At 72.9% G+C, this 14,801-nt stretch carries 9 protein-coding genes; 4 read left to right on the forward strand and 5 right to left on the reverse strand.

The window, feature by feature from the left end:
• Positions 1-332 precede the first annotated feature (332 nt).
• A complete protein-coding gene (locus IG02_RS0112695; RefSeq protein WP_030745590.1) occupies positions 333-2,147 on the forward strand; it encodes a bifunctional metallophosphatase/5'-nucleotidase in 1,815 nt (604 codons plus the stop codon).
• Between the two features lie 66 nt (positions 2,148-2,213).
• Here IG02_RS0112695 and IG02_RS0112700 read toward each other — a convergent pair whose 3' ends face one another.
• The 4 genes from IG02_RS0112700 to IG02_RS0112715 all read right to left on the reverse strand — a co-directional run bounded on the left by IG02_RS0112700 (position 2,214) and on the right by IG02_RS0112715 (position 8,370).
• On the reverse strand, positions 2,214-3,623 hold the full coding sequence (locus IG02_RS0112700) for a lysine N(6)-hydroxylase/L-ornithine N(5)-oxygenase family protein (protein WP_030745593.1): 1,410 nt from the start codon (positions 3,621-3,623) through the stop codon (positions 2,214-2,216).
• 596 nt (positions 3,624-4,219) lie between these two features.
• On the reverse strand, positions 4,220-6,787 hold the full coding sequence (pepN, locus tag IG02_RS0112705; RefSeq protein WP_030745596.1) for an aminopeptidase N: 2,568 nt from the start codon (positions 6,785-6,787) through the stop codon (positions 4,220-4,222).
• A 277-nt stretch (positions 6,788-7,064) separates the two neighbouring features.
• A complete protein-coding gene (locus tag IG02_RS0112710; protein WP_030745599.1) occupies positions 7,065-7,445 on the reverse strand; it encodes a chorismate mutase in 381 nt (126 codons plus the stop codon).
• Positions 7,432-8,370, reverse strand: coding sequence for a helix-turn-helix domain-containing protein (locus tag IG02_RS0112715; RefSeq protein WP_030745602.1), 939 nt, complete (start codon positions 8,368-8,370; stop codon positions 7,432-7,434). The genes IG02_RS0112710 and IG02_RS0112715 overlap by 14 nt, the downstream gene beginning before the upstream one ends.
• 310 nt (positions 8,371-8,680) lie before the next feature.
• Between IG02_RS0112715 and IG02_RS0112725 the strand changes: the two genes are divergently transcribed.
• The gene (locus IG02_RS0112725) at positions 8,681-10,534 is read left to right on the forward strand and encodes a glycoside hydrolase family 35 protein (RefSeq protein ID WP_030745605.1); all 1,854 of its coding nucleotides are present in this window, start codon (positions 8,681-8,683) and stop codon (positions 10,532-10,534) included.
• A gap of 233 nt (positions 10,535-10,767) precedes the next feature.
• Here IG02_RS0112725 and IG02_RS0112730 read toward each other — a convergent pair whose 3' ends face one another.
• A complete protein-coding gene (locus tag IG02_RS0112730) occupies positions 10,768-11,580 on the reverse strand; it encodes a S1 family peptidase (protein WP_030745608.1) in 813 nt (270 codons plus the stop codon).
• A 348-nt stretch (positions 11,581-11,928) separates the two neighbouring features.
• Here IG02_RS0112730 and IG02_RS0112735 point away from each other — a divergent pair, with 348 nt between their 5' ends.
• Together IG02_RS0112735 and IG02_RS36275 are read left to right on the forward strand one after the other, a co-directional pair.
• The gene (locus tag IG02_RS0112735; RefSeq protein ID WP_030745611.1) at positions 11,929-12,960 is read left to right on the forward strand and encodes a hypothetical protein; all 1,032 of its coding nucleotides are present in this window, start codon (positions 11,929-11,931) and stop codon (positions 12,958-12,960) included.
• Positions 12,961-13,095: 135 nt separating this feature from the next.
• Positions 13,096-14,736: an ankyrin repeat domain-containing protein gene (locus tag IG02_RS36275; RefSeq protein ID WP_037802868.1), complete on the forward strand. Its 1,641-nt coding sequence runs from the start codon at positions 13,096-13,098 to the stop codon at positions 14,734-14,736.
• Positions 14,737-14,801: the final 65 nt, after the last annotated feature.

Here is a 14,801-nt window from a genome sequence, read left to right on the forward strand (position 1 = left end):
CGCTTCCGCGGACGTCCGTGTGTTCTGTGCGGGTTCCACTCTCGCACCCGGGTCGGACAGTCCGGTCCGGGTGCGGTCCGGCCCCGGTCCGGTCGGCCCCAGTCCGGTCGGCCCCAGTCCGGTCGGCCCCAGTCCGGTCGGCCCCGGTCCTGTCGGGTCCGGTGCATGGCCGTCGCCTCGTACCGGAGCCTCGTACCGGCGTCGCGGCAGCCGGCCCGCCCCCGGCGTCCGTGTCACCTGATCGAAACCGAGCAAGGGTGTTGCCGTCCCCCGTGCCTGCGCCAGAATCTACGCGCGTTGTGCATCGATATGAGGACTTGAGGAGCTAAGAGATGCCGCTGAACCGTAGGACGTTCCTGGGGAGTACGGCTGTGGCCGGTGCCGGCGCGGCGCTGGCCGGGGGTACGGCCGCGCCGGTCCAGGCCGCCACCGCCGAGTTCATCGGCGCTGGTCGGGGGCGTCCGGACAAGCGGTACGCGTTCACCGTCATGGGGACGACCGATCTGCACGGCAACGTCTTCAACTGGGACTACTTCACGGACAAGGAGTTCGACGACGCGGCGCACAACGACGTCGGTCTGGCGAAGATCTCCACGCTGGTGGAGCGGATCCGGCGCGAGAAGGGCCGGCACAACACACTCCTGATCGACGCCGGGGACACGATCCAGGGCACCCCGCTGTCGTACTACTACGCCAAGGTGGACCCGATCACCGCGCGGCGGGGGCCGGTGCATCCGATGGCGCGTGCGATGAACGCGATCGGTTATGACGCGGCGGCACTCGGCAATCACGAGTTCAACTACGGCATTCCGTTGCTGCGGAAGTTCGAGGAGCAGTGTGATTTCCCGCTGCTCGGCGCGAACGCGCTGGACGCGAAGACGCTGCGGCCCGCGTTCGCGCCGTACGTCATCAAGAAGCTGCGGACGCCGTTCGGCCGGGAGGTGCGGGTGGCGGTTCTGGGGCTGACGAACCCGGGGATCGCGGTCTGGGACAAGGCGAACGTGCAGGGGAAGATGACGTTCCCGGGGCTCGAGGAGCAGGCGGCGCGGTGGGTGCCGAAGCTGCGGTCCATGGGGGCGGACGTGGTGTTCGTGGCGGCGCACTCGGGCACGAGCGGCACGTCTTCGTACGGTGACCAGATCCCGCACGTGGAGAACGCGGCGGCGCTGGTGGCGGAGCGGGTGCCCGGCATCGACGCGATCCTCGTGGGGCACGCGCACGCGGAGGTGGCGGAGCGTCGGGTGGTCAACAAGGAGTCGGGCAGGGAGGTCGTGCTGTCCGAGCCGTTGAAGTGGGGGCAGCGGCTGACGGTGTTCGATGTGGAGCTGGTGTGGGAGCGGGGCCGCTGGTCGGTGGAGTCGCTGGGCTCGCGGGTGCTGAACTCGAACACGGTGGAGGAGGACCGGAAGGTCACGCGGCTGCTCGCGGAGGAGCACCGCGAGGTGGTGGCGTATGTGAACCAGGTGATCGGGACGTCCACGGCGGCGATGTCCACGGCGGACGCGCCGTGGCGGGACGAGCCGGTCATCGATCTGATCAACCATGTGCAGACGGAGACGGTGAAGGCCGCGCTGGCGGGCGGCGAGTGGGCGGCGCTGCCGGTGCTGTCGCAGGCGTCGTGCTTCTCGCGCACGGCGGGGGTGCCGGCCGGCGAGGTGACGATCAGGGATGCGGCGGCGCTGTATCCGTTCGAGAACACCCTGGAGGCACGGCTGCTGACGGGGGCCCAGGTCGCCGCGTATCTGGAGTTCTCCGCGCGCTACTACGTGACGACGGCGGCGGGTGCGCCGGTGGACACGGCGAAGCTGACGAACGCGGACGGCATTCCGGACTACAACTACGACGCGGTGTCGGGTCTGACGTATGAGATCGACATCGCTCGGCCGGCCGGGTCGCGGATCGTGAATCTGCGGTTCGAGGGCAAGGAGGTGGATCCGGCGGCGAGGTTCGTGCTGGCGGTGAACAACTACCGGGCGAGCGGCGGCGGCAACTTCCCGCATGTGGCCGCGGCTCAGCAGGTGTGGGCCAACTCCGAGGAGATCCGCAACACGATCATCGCGTGGGTGCGGGAGGCGGGCTCGGTGGATCCCGGGACGTTCGCCTCGGTGGACTGGAAGCTGACGCGCGAGGGTACGCCGGTGTTCTGACCGTCCGTCGAGGTGGCTCGGGCCGGCCGGGCGGTTTCCCGTTCCGGCCGCCGGCTGTTTCCCGGGTCAGCGTGCTTCCGTGAGCGGGACCATGCCCCTCGGTGTGGGCATCGAGGGGTTCCTGGTCCGCCCGTCCAGTCCGAAGCTGGTGAAGGCGGTGCGCCGGGGAAGGGGGTAGGGCTCCTTGCCGGTGAGGTGGTTGAGGATGGTGGCGCTGCGCCAGGCCGCGAGTCCGAGGTCGGGGGCGCCCACGCCGTGGCTGTGCCGTTCTGCGTTCTGTACGTAGACGGAGCCGGTGACGCTCTCGTCGAGCATGATCCGGTAGTGCTCGTCGATCCGGGGGCGTTCCGCGTGGTCGCGGCGCATGTACGGGTCGAGTCCGGCGAGGATCCGGTCGAGCGGGCGTTCGCGGTAGCCGGTGGCGAGGACGACGGCGTCGGTGGTGAGGCGGGTGCGGGCGGCCTGCTGGGCGTGTTCCAGGTGGAGTTCGACGCGCGTGACGGCGACGCGTCCGGCGGTGCGGACGGAGACTCCGGGGGTGAGGACGGCGTCGGGCCAGCCGCCGTGGAGGGACCGCCGGTAGAGCTCGTCGTGGATGGCGGTGAGGGTCGTGTTGTCGATGCCCTTGTGGAGCTGCCACTGGCGGGGCACGAGGCCGTCCCGCACCTGCTGGGGCAGGGCGTGGAAGTACCGCGCGTAGTCGGGGGTGAAGTGTTCGAGGCCGAGCTTGGAGTACTCCATGGGCGCGAAGGCCTCGGTACGGGCCAGCCAGTGGATCCGCTCCGCTCCGACGGGCCTGGCCCGCAGCAGGTCGAGGAAGATCTCGGCACCGGACTGTCCCGATCCGATGACGGTGATGTGCCCGGCCTTGAGCAGCCGGTCGCGGTGTTCGAGGTAGTCGCCGGAGTGGATGACGGGTGCGGCGGGCGTGGCGACGAGGGGCCTGAGCGGGTCGGGGACGTAGGGCTCGGTGCCGATGCCGAGGACGACGTTACGGGTGTAGGCCCGGCCGAGGGCTTCGGCTTCTCCTTCGGGGTCGAGCCGGGTGAAGTCGACCTCGAAGAGGCCGTGCTCGGGGTTCCAGCGGACGGCGTCGGCCTGGTGCCCGAAGTGGAGTCCGGGGAGTTGCCGGCTGACCCAGCGGCAGTACGCGTCGTATTCGGCGCGCTGGATGTGGAAGCGCTCGGAGAAGTAGAAGGGGAAGAGCCGGTCGCGGGCCTTGAGGTAGTTGAGGAAGGTCCAGGGGCTGGCGGGGTCGGCGAGGGTGACGAGGTCGGCGAGGAACGGCACCTGGAGGGTGGTGCCGTCGATGAGCAGTCCGGGGTGCCAGCTGAAGGCGTTGTTCCGGTCGTAGAAGGCGCTGTCGATACCGTCGTGGAGGCCGTCGGCGAGGGCGGCGAGGGAAAGGTTGAACGGACCGATGCCGATGCCCACCAGGTCGTGGGGCCGGTCGACGTCTGTGGGGTGGACGGTCATCGGCGGGGCTGCCTTCCGCGAGGTGGGGTCAGTGCTGCCGGCGTGTCGCGCGTCGTGCGGCCCCCGGGGGCCGAGGGGCGGGGCCGGTGAGTGAGTCGGGGGGCGGTTGTCCGTACCGGTACAACGACCCGACTCGGTCAGCGGTACGGCCGCGGGGTGAAGGACGCGTGAAAATGGGCCACTTGGCCGTGTCGGCGCCGGGCGGAGGGGGCTGTGTGGGGTACGGCGCGCGGCGGGACGGCGGGTCCGGTACCGGTCGTAGGGGGGCGTAGGCGCGTGCGGATCGCCCAGGAGCGTGCGTTCACGCCCGGCGCGCCCGGGTGGGCGCCGTCGCGCGACAGTGAGCCGCGTGCACGCCGGTGCGTGCTGCCGGGTCTACGGCGGGCTCACCGACGGGCGGCCCGTACCCGTGCCCGACGCAGACGGGTACGGGCACGGGTATGGGGACGGGGACGGGCTCGGGTACCCGTACGTGTACGGACACGGTCGCGGGGCGGCCGACGCCGCCCGGCGACCGTACGCGCCCTTTCGTCGGACGCGCCGACGGCCGGTGTCAGGCGCCCGGTGTCAGGCGTACCGCCGTCAAGCGTCCCGTGTCAGGCGGCGGCCGTCCGTACCCGCAGCGCGCGGCTGAGGTCGTCCAGCTGGTCCGCGAGCTTGCGGCGCAGCGCCGGGATCATCTCCGTACCGTCGAGGCATTCCCGCCCGAGGCGCAGCGAGGCGTCGTCGACGGCGTGCACCGGGAAGGCGTGGCGTCCGGCGGCCTCGGCGATGGCGGGGCCGCGCCGGCCGGCCAGGGCCACGGCGGCCGGGTAGAACCGGGGCACGTACTCCTTGACGAGGTCGGCCTGTTCGGGCTGCCAGAAGCCTTGGGCGGTGGCGGTGAACAGGTAGTTGGACAGGTCGTCGGAGTCGAACATGCGGGCCCACGCGCGGGCCTTGGCGTCCGCGTCGGGCAGGGCGGCGCGGCAGTGCGCGGCGCCTTCCTCGCCGGTGGCGCTGGGGTCGCGGGCCAGTTCCGCGTCGATGGTGGCGTTGTCGAGCGCGCCGAGGGCGGCGAGGCGGGTGAGGACGCGCCAGCGCAGTTCGGGGTCGAGTTCGGGGCCGCCGGGGACACTGCCGGTGTCGAGCCATTCCTGGATGGCGTCGGGCTGGGTGGCGGCGTCGATGAAGTGGCGCACGGCGGTCAGCCGCAGCCCGGGGTGGTTGCCGTCCTCGGTGCGGCGGATCAGGTCGCGGCAGAGGGAGGTGAGGGTGGCGAGCGCGGCCGGCCGGTGGTCGGGGCGGAGGTAGCGGTCGGTGATCTGGCCTGCGGCGAAGGCGAGGACACCCTGGACGACGGCGAGGTCGGTCTCGTGCGGCAGGTGGGTGCGGGCGGCGTCCAGGTAGGTGGTGGGGGCGAGGTCGCCGTCGCGGACCATGTCACGGGCGGCGTTCCAGATGACCGCGCGGGTGAGGGGGCCGGGGATGCCGGACAGGGCGCGGAGCGCGGTGTCCCAGGACGGGCCGTCGAGGCGGACCTTGGCGTAGGTGAGGTCGTCGTCGTTGAGGACGACGAGGGCGGGGCGGCGGCCGGAGCCCTCAAGGGTGCCGCCGGCGGCCACCGGGGCGCCGGCGGTCGCGTTGCCGGTGGCCTCGGCGGTCGCGTCGGCGGTCGAGTCAGCGGTCGCGGGCAGGTCGAGTTCGAACCTCTCGCGCGGGACGAGCCGCCCGGAGTCGACGACGTCGAGGTCGTACGTCCCCACGGCGACACGGTGCGGCCTGCCGCCGTCCCGTACGACGTCCAGCGACCACCGGGTGCCGCCGTCGGTGACGCGGGGGGTGAGGGTGTCGACGCCGGTGGTGCGCAGCCAGCGGTCGGCCCAGGCGTGAACATCGCGGTCGGTGGCCGTGGCGAGGGAGTCGACGAAGTCGGCGAGGGTGGCGTTGCCGAACTTGTGCCGGGCGAAGTGGATGTTGATGCCGGCGAGGAAGTCCTTCTCCCCGAGCCAGGTGACGAGCTGGCGGAGGGCGGAGGCGCCCTTGGCGTAGGAGATGCCGTCGAAGTTGAGCATCGCGGACGCGGTGTCGGGGACGGCGGCCGGATCGGGGGCGACGGGGTGGGTGGACGGGCGCTGGTCGGCGTCGTAGCCCCACGCCTTGCGGCCGATGCCGAAGTCGACCCAGGTGTCGGTGAAGCGGGTGGCCTCGGTGAGGATCTGGTAGCCCATGTACTCGGCGAAGGACTCGTTGAGCCAGATGTCGTCCCACCAGGTGAGGGTGACGAGGTCACCGAACCACATGTGGGCCATCTCGTGCGCGATGGTGACGGCGCGGGTCTGCCGTTCGGTGTCGGTGACGGCGGAGCGGTAGACGTACTCGTCGCGGAAGGTGACGAGTCCTGGGTTCTCCATGGCGCCCGCGTTGAACTCGGGGACGAACGCCTGGTCGTAGGAGTCGAAGGGGTACGGCTCCTCGAACTTCTCGTGGTAGCGGTCGTAGCAGGCTCGGGTGATGCCGAGGATTTCGTCGGCGTCGGCGTCGAGATGGGGCGCGAGGGAGCGCCGGCAGTGGATGCCGAAGGGCAGCCCGGCGTGCTCGGTGCGGACGGAGTGCCAGGGGCCGGCGGCGACCGCGACGAGGTACGTGGAGATGAGGGGCGTGGGCGCGAGGGTCCAGCTCCGTGCGGCGGTCTGCCGGGCCGTGCCGTTGCCGAGGACGGTCCAGCCGTCGGGCGCGGTGACGCCGATCTCGAAGACGGATTTGAGGTCGGGCTGGTCGAACGCGGCGAAGACGCGCTGGACGTCCTCCATGAACATCTGGGTGTAGACGTAGGTTTCACCGTCGGCGGGGTCGGTGAAGCGGTGCATGCCCTCGCCGGTACGGGAGTAGCGCATGTCGGCCTCGACACGGAGTTCGTGCTCGCCCGCGTCGAGTCCGGTGAGCGGGAACCGGTTCTCGGTGAGCGCGGCGGGGTCGAGGGCCTGTCCGTCGAGTATGACGGAGCGAAGTGCGGCGGGCTTGAGCTCGACGAAGGTGTCCCCGGCGGACCGTGCCGTGAAGTCGATGACGGTACGGGAGTCGAAAGTGTCGTCGCCGGTGGTCAGGTCGAGGGCGATCGAGTACCGGTGGACTTCGAGGAACTGGGCACGGGCCTGCGCTTCGTCGCGCGTCAGTACGGACATGGAGCCATGCTGCCTCATGGGCCCTGGGGTACGCAGTCGGGTTCTGCCAGTCGGCACCCGGGTCCACGGCCCGCCTACGCCGGGGTCCACCGCCGGCCGGCGCCGGGGACCGGTCCCGGTCATTCGTCCCGGCCCCGTCGGCGTTCGCCCGGGTCCTGTCGGCGAGCGACCGGCCCGTCGCCCGGGTCCCGCCGATGTTCGCGCCGATGTTCGCGCCGGCGTCCGGCGGCCAGCGCCCCGTGCCGTCCGGCCGCCAGTGCCCCGAGCCGCCCGCCGGTCAGCGCCCCGTGCCGTTCGCCGTCCTGTCCGCCGTCCCCCTCCCCGCCCCCTTCGCCGTACCGTTCCTCGTCTCGTCCGCGATCGTCTCGTGGTGGCGGATCACCTCCGCCACGATGAAGTTGAGCAGCTTCTCCGCGAAGGCGGGGTCGAGTCTGGCGCTCTCCGCGAGCTGCCTGAGCCGGGCGATCTGGCGGGTCTCGCGGGCCGGGTCGGCCGGGGGGAGGTGGTGTATGGCCTTGAGCCGGCCGACCTGCTGGGTGCATTTGAAGCGTTCCGCGAGCATGTGGACGACGGCCGCGTCGATGTTGTCGATGCTTTCGCGCAGGCGTTCCAGTTCGGCGCGCACGGAGTCGTCGGGGCCGGGCTCACTCGTGGTCATGGTGCGGCAGCTTAGACGGGGCGGGTCGGGGCGGCGGCGGGTGCTCAGGATGCGGGACGTCGCCCCCGGCCGCGCCGCCGGTGCCGGTCCCCGCGACCCCGCCGGGGACCGCCCGTGCCTGCTGCGCCCGGAAGCGTACGGGCGGCATGCCCACCCGGCGCGCGAACAGCCGGGAGAAATAGGCCGGGTCGTCGTACCCGACGCGGCGGGCGACCGCCGCGACCGGCAGTTCCGTCGCCGCCAGCAGTTCCTTCGCCCGGCCCAGCCGGATGCTCAGCAGGTAGTCCTTGGGGCTGCGTCCGGCGGCCCGCCGTACCACCGTCCGCAGGGCGGCCGGTGTCATCCCGTGCCGGGCCGCGTGCTCCGCCACCGACATCGGCCGGCAGGCGTCGCGCGCCAGCGCGTTCAGCACCGGATCGCCCTCCGCGTCGGTGTCGGCGCGGGACCTGCGCAGGACGACGAGCAGTTCGTGCACGGCCGCGCCCGTCTCCACCTCCAACAGTGGATTGCCGCGCCGGGCGGCGCCCGCGATACGGGCCACGACGGCCCGCGCGCCGGCCGCGTCGGAGAGCGGGACGACGGGCCGGTCCGGCTCGATGTAGCCGAGTTCGGTGTACGTGGCGGTGGCGGGGCCCGCGAAGTCGACGAAGCTCTCGTCCCAGCCGGTGCGCGGATCGGGGCCGTAGTGATGGGTGACACCGGGGGTGAGCCAGAGCAGCGCCGGGGCGTTGACGGTGGTGCGCCGTCCGTCGGCCGTACGGAACCAGCCGCCGCCCGCGCTGATGACCACGGCCACATGGTGGTCGAGGGTGCGCGGGCCGACGGTCGGCAGGCAGCCGTGCTGGAGTCCGACGCCGAGGCAGACGAGGCCGAGCCGGTGGTGGGCCGGGCCGGGGGTGAGGTACCGCATCCAGGTGTCGTACATACACGTCCTCCGTCCCCGCCCCGAAGGCTGCCCGCTCGTGGTGCCCGCTCGTGGTGCCCGCCCGTGGTCCCTCGCGCGGCGTCCGGTCCGCGCAGAATCCAAACAGAGCCGATCTTTGTCCATGGACCGTCTTCCCGCCAGGGGGAAGGCTGGAGGGCGCCACGGCGCACCGCGCGGTGCGCGGGACGAAGGGCGTCACTGATGTCGCGGACACGACGCGACGTCACGGACGTCACGGACGTCACGGATGTCACGGACGTCACGGACGTCACGGACGGGGACCGACGGGACCGACGGGAGCGCGAAGACGGTGACTGACTTCACGGTGGGGGACAAGGATTTTCTGCTCGACGGCCGGCCGGTCCGGCTGTTGTCGGGCGCGTTGCACTATTTCCGGGTGCACGAGGCGCAGTGGGACCACCGGCTCGCGATGCTGCGTGCCATGGGGCTCAACTGTGTGGAGACCTACGTGCCGTGGAACCTGCACGAGCCGGGCCCCGGCCGGTTCCACGACGTGGGCGCGCTCGGCCGGTTCCTGGACGCGGCGCACGAGGCCGGCCTGTGGGCGATCGTGCGGCCCGGCCCGTACATCTGCGCCGAGTGGGAGAACGGCGGGCTGCCCCATTGGCTGACCGGCCCCTTGGGTGCGCGGGTACGGACCGGGGACCCGGAGTTCCTGGCTCCGGTGGAGCGCTGGTTCCGCGAGCTGCTGCCCCAGGTGGTGGCGCGCCAGTGCGACCGGGGCGCCCCCGGCGAGCGCGGCGCCCCCGGCGAGCGCGGCGGCCCGGTGATCATGGTGCAGATCGAGAACGAGTACGGCAGTTACGGCTCCGACCAGGGGTATCTGCGCCGGCTGACCGAGCTGGTAAGGGAGTGCGGGGTCACGGTCCCGCTGTTCACCTCGGACGGTCCCGAGGACCACATGCTCAGCGGCGGGTCCGTGCCCGGGCTGCTCGCGACGGTCAACTTCGACAGGCACGCGCGGGACGCCTTCGACGTGCTGCGCCGGCACCGGCCGACGGGTCCGCTGATGTGCATGGAGTTCTGGTGCGGATGGTTCGAACACTGGGGTGGTGAGCGCGAGGCACGGGATCCGGCGGAGGCGGCGGACGCGCTCCGCGAGGTCCTGGAATCGGGTGCGTCGGTCAACATCTACATGGCGCACGGCGGTACGAGCTTCGGCGGCTGGGCGGGCGCCAACCGCGCCGGTGAACTGAGGCTCGGCGCGCTGGAGCCGGACGTCACCTCGTACGACTACGACGCGCCGATCGACGAGGCGGGCCGGCCGACGGAGAAGTTCCGGCTGTTCCGGGAGGTGCTGGCGCGGTACGCGGACGAGCGGGACGGCCCGCTGCCTCCGGTTCCCGACGCGCCGCCCGCGCTGGCCGCTCCCGTGGAGGCGGCGTTCACGGAGTGGGCCCCGCTGGACGATGTCGTGAACACGCTGGGCGGGCCCGAGACGGAGAGCGTGGCGCCACCGTCGTTCGAGGACCTGGATGTCGACCGGGGGCTGGTGCGCCATCGGCTGCGCGTCCCGGGCCCTCGCCGGCCCGGTCCGCTGACGCTGCTGGGGCTGCGCGACCGGGCGGTGGTGTACGTGGACGGCGTGCGCGCGGCCTCGCCGGCCGACGTGAGCACGGGCGGGCGGGCCCGGACCGAGGACGATGTGTCCCTGCCGGACGGGGTGGCCGGTCCGGCGGACGTGGAGATCTGGGTCGAGTCGCTGGGCCGGGTCAACTACGGGCCGCGCCTGGGCGAGCCCAAGGGCGTCACGGGCGGTGTGCTGCACGAGGGACAGTTCCTGCACGGCGTACGGTCCCGCGGTCTGCGGCTCGACGCCTTCGACGACGCGGAGGCGGTGGGCCGGGTCCCGTACAAGCCGCTGCCGGCGGGGCTGCCGGAGGGCGAGCCGCTGACGGACCGTGGACTGTACCGGGGGCGGTTCACGGTGCGGGGCGCGGGTGACGCCTCGCTCACCCTGCCCGCGTGGACCCGGGGCTTCGTGTGGGTGAACGGTTTCTGCCTGGGCCGCTACTGGTCGGTGGGGCCGCAGCGGTCGTTGCGGGTGCCGGGGCCCGTGTTGCGCGAGGGCGACGGGAATGAGCTGTGGGTGCTGGAGCTGGACGGCGCGGGCGAGGCGCGCGGGCGCCTCACGCCCGCGTAGAAAAGCGGTACGCCTGACACGGTGTGGGGTGCGGGGCCGACGGGCCCCGCACCCCACACGTTCACGCCGCTACGAGCCCGCGCCTCGGTGACGTCGCGCCTCCGTGACTCAGCGCCTCGCCGGGTGCGGCGGTGTGCGCGTGGGTCGCGGCCCTCGCGTCGGAGCGTGGCGTTCCTGCCGGAACGTTCATGCCGGAACGTTCATGCTGGGAACGTCCGGGCCAGGCGCTCGCGTCAGAGCGTGGCCGCGGCCGAGGCGATCTGCGAGGCGAAGGTCGAGACCTCGGTGTAGACGCCCGGGTAGTTGGGCCGGGCGCAGCCGTTGCCCCAGCTCACGATGCCGACCTGGATGTACTCACCGGCGTTGTCCTTGCGGAACATGGGGCCGCCCGAGTCGCCCTGGCAGGTGTCGGTGCCGCCCGACGCGTAGCCGGCGCAGATCTCCTCCGCGGCTATGATGTCGCCGCCGTAGCTCGCGTTGCAGCTCGCGTCGGAGACGAACGGGACGGACGCCTTGAGCAGGTAGCGCTGCTGGGCGCCGCCCTCGGTGGCCGCTCCCCAGCCGGCGACGGTGAAGGTGCCGCTGTTGTACGCCGTGGTGGTGGCGATCTTCAGGGTCGGCAGGTTGATCGGCTGGGCGAGCTTGATCAGCGCCCAGTCCTTGCCCGCGCCGTTGTAGCCGGGGGCCTGGAGCACCTTGGTGGACTTGACCTTGATCGCGCTGGAGCTCTGGAGGTCGACGACACCCGCGGTGGCCGTGATGCTGGTGTTGTTGCCGGAGCCATTGACGCAGTGCGCGGCGGTCAGGACGACCGTCGGGGAGTAGAGCGCTCCGCCACAGCCCATGGAGAGCCGGACCATGAAGGGGAATTCGCCCTGCGCGGCGCGGGTGCCGCCGACGACGGGCGGCGCGACCGGCGCGGCGGAGGAGGTGGCCTTGCCGTCCGGGGCGGGGGCGGCGGAGGCGGTGGTCGGCTGGAGGCTGACGGCGGCGAGGACGACGGCACCGGCGGCGGCACATCTCTTGAGGACGCCCAGAATGCTCAAGGGTCTGCCTTTCGTGGGGGAAGCTCGGCGGAGGGGGGTTGCGCTGCTCGGTTGACGAGGCCCGGACGAGACCCGCGCAGGGTGTCATGGGCCCGACAAAAAGCTGATCCGGATTATCCGGAGAAGATCAGCGGAGCCACAAGAACCGACTTTCAGCCACCCGAAGGGCGCATCCGCCAGCCATGGTCCGCTCATCGGACGGTTCTTCCTGGGCTGTCACGCGGCCGCCCCGACACGCTCCGCCGAGGCTCCCGACGACCCCCGTATGGTGGGCGACGGTGCGCGCCCGGCCGCCGTCGCGGGACGGACGGAGGGAGAACGAGCCGCCGTTACGGAGGGGGCGAGGACGTGAGCGGGGACGCCGGCGGGAAGACGAACGGCGGGGAAGTCGTCCACGGCTATCCGCACCTCGACACCGTCCGCTCCGCGATCACCGCGCTCTACCGGCGGCTCTCCCCCGACGGCATCCGCTCGTACGCGCCCAGCGTGGCCCCGGCCGATGTCGCCTTCTCCGACGCGGACGACCTCCACCTGGGCACCCAGCGCGTGGCCCACGCCCTGGTCCAGCAACTCCGGCTGCCGGACGCGCGCGTGATCGTGAGCTTTCACGAGATGCGGCACGCGGCCCATGTGGAACTGACCGCGGGTCCCGAGTACTTCATCGAGCTGAACAACCGCTTCCGCACCCACCGCAGAGACATCGGCGCCGCCCTCGCCCACGAGATCACTCATGTCCTGCTGCACCGGCTGGGGCTGTCCTTCCCGGGCACGCGCGACAACGAGATCCTCACCGACACCGCGACGACCTACCTGGGCGCGGGCTGGCTGCTGCTCGACGCCTTCCGCCAGGACCGCGACTCCAGCCAGAAGCTCGGCTATCTGACACCCGAGGAGTTCGGTTACGTCCTCGCCAAGCGCGCGCTGGTCTTCGACGAGGACCCGAGGATCTGGTTCACCAGCCCGCAGGGCTACACGTCGTACACGAAAGGCCGGACCCGTGCCCTGCACGACGAACAGCAGCCGCCGCTGACCACGGCCGGCCGGACGGGCCGGCACCGCTACGCCAGGGACCGCCGGCACGCGCTCGACCAGCCCGGCCGGCCGGCCGCGGGAGAGGCTCCGGCCCGCCCGGGCGCGCGCGAGACCGTGCGGGGGCTGGCACGCGATCTGGCCCGGGACATGACACGGGATGCGACGCGAGGCGCGGGCCGGGACGCCGGGCAGGACGCGGCGCCGCCCTACACCTTCGAGCGGCTGCCGGACGGGCTGCGCGTCTCGTTCCCGTGCCCGACGTGCCATCAGCGGATCCGGGTCGCGGTACGGGGGCGGGTACGGGTCCGGTGCGGACTGTGCAGGACGGTCCTGGACTGCGACACGTGACGACCGCGCACACGGCCGTCCGCGGCGCGTCCGGCACGCGGCACTCCCCCACCGGGCGTCCCCGCGGGCGCCTCCGCCGATCGCCCCCCTCGGACGCCTCCGCCGGACGTCGGCGGGCGAACGTAGGCTCGACGCATGCACAACGAGCCGACACCGGGGACCGGGGAACTGATCGAGGCGGTGTACGGGGGTGACAAGGACGCCGTCGTACGCCTGCTCCGCGCCGGGGTTCCCGTCGAGGCGGCCGACGCGGAGGGCCGGACCGCGCTCTACCTGGCCGCGGTCAGCGACGAGGCCGGACTGGTGCGGCTGCTCCTGGCGGCCGGCGCCGACCCCGGCCGTCCGAGCGGTCCCGACGGCGGGGACCTGCCGCTGTGCGGAGCCGCCTGCGGCGGGCACACCGAGGTCGTACGGGCCCTGCTCGCGGCGGGCGCCCCGCCCGACGGCCGGGAGGAGTTCGGTTTCACCGCCGTTTCCTGGGCCGTCGTCCAGGGTTTCGCGGACACGCTGGAGACGCTGCTGGAGTACGGCGCCGATCCCGCCCTGCCGGGCCCGAACGGTGAGGCCCCCCTGCTGCTCGCCGCCCGCCGGGGCTCCACACCGTGCGTACGGGTCCTGCTGCGGTACGGCGCCGGCTCGGCCGAGGGCGCGCGGGAGGCGGCACTCGCGGAGGCGCTGCGCTGGACGGAGCTCGACGTGGAGCGGGAGCTGCGGGCCGGACTGCTGGACGCGTACGGCGACGGCTACGAGACGGTGGTGCGCCGGGTCGGGAAGGAGGACACGGAGACCGTCGTCGTGGAGCTGCTGCGGGGCGACGTGATCGTCGCGGGACGCGAGCAGGACACCGGGCACGCGGCCGTCGCGACGATCCTGGAGTCCGAACTGGGCATCCCGACCGCGTTCGAGGCACTGGCGGCACGGGCACTGGCCTGCGGAGACCCGGGCCGCGACGACTGGCGCGAGCCGGTGGGGGTGCTCTCGCGGCGCGGGGACGAGGAGACCTGCCGCGCGGCGGCCGCGTGGTGCGCGAGCGAGGAACCACTGCGGCAGACGTTCGCGGTGGAGGTGCTGGGGCGGCTGGGCCCGGGCCGGGACGAGGGAACGAACGGTCCGGGCGCACCGGCCGGGGAACGGGCCGCGCCGGACTCGCCGGGCGCATCGAGCGCGCCGGACGCACCGGACGCGGAGGACGGGACGGGCGGGACGCCCGGCCGGGCCGGTGCGGGGAATCCGTTCACGGCACGGGTGGTGCCACTGCTGCGGGAGTTGTCCCGCCGGGCCGTGGAGCCGGAGCTGGTCCGCGCGGTGGTGGCGGGCCTGGGCCGGCACGGCGATCCCGCCTCGCTGCCGGAGATCCTGCGGCACCGCGCCCATCCGGACCCGGGCGTCCGGCGCGCGGTCGCGCTGGCGCTGACCGGGCCGCTGCCGGGCGAGGACCGGGAGGCGGTGCGCGCGCTGACCGTACTGAGCAGGGACGCGGACGGGTCGGTACGGGACCGGGCGGTCCTGGCGCTGGCGGAGGTGGCCGCGGACACCTACGAGATCCGCGAGGCGCTGGCGGCCCGGCTCAACGATCCGGACCCGGACACGGCCGCCGAGGCCGCCGGGGGCCTGGCGGCCCGGCGGGATCCACGGGCGGTGGAGGCGCTGGCCCGGATCCTCGCGGACGAGGACCCGGACGGCACCGCGCGGCGGACGGCGCTGGCGGCCGTACGGCACGTACCGGACGGACCTGAGCGCCGGCGGCTGGAGCGGACGCCGCCGAGGCGCCGTTGACGGAAAGCGCCATGGCCCTGCCCGCGACGGGAAGGGCCGGGAACCTGTCCGTGCCGGAAAAGCCA

The organism is Streptomyces sp. NRRL F-5135 (assembly GCF_000719775.1).
GTDB classification, from domain to species: Bacteria; Actinomycetota; Actinomycetes; order Streptomycetales; family Streptomycetaceae; genus Streptomyces; species Streptomyces hebeiensis.

Bases quoted from the DNA above. Each gene is read 5' to 3' on its own strand.
- IG02_RS0112695 (WP_030745590.1), top strand. From the start codon at position 333: ATGCCGCTGAACCGTAGGACGTTCCTGGGGAGTACGGCTGTGGCCGGT.
- IG02_RS0112700 (WP_030745593.1), bottom strand. From the start codon at position 3,623: ATGACCGTCCACCCCACAGACGTCGACCGGCCCCACGACCTGGTGGGC.
- pepN (WP_030745596.1), bottom strand. From the start codon at position 6,787: ATGTCCGTACTGACGCGCGACGAAGCGCAGGCCCGTGCCCAGTTCCTC.
- IG02_RS0112710 (WP_030745599.1), bottom strand. From the start codon at position 7,445: ATGACCACGAGTGAGCCCGGCCCCGACGACTCCGTGCGCGCCGAACTG.
- IG02_RS0112715 (WP_030745602.1), bottom strand. From the start codon at position 8,370: ATGTACGACACCTGGATGCGGTACCTCACCCCCGGCCCGGCCCACCAC.
- IG02_RS36275 (WP_037802868.1), top strand. From the start codon at position 13,096: ATGCACAACGAGCCGACACCGGGGACCGGGGAACTGATCGAGGCGGTG.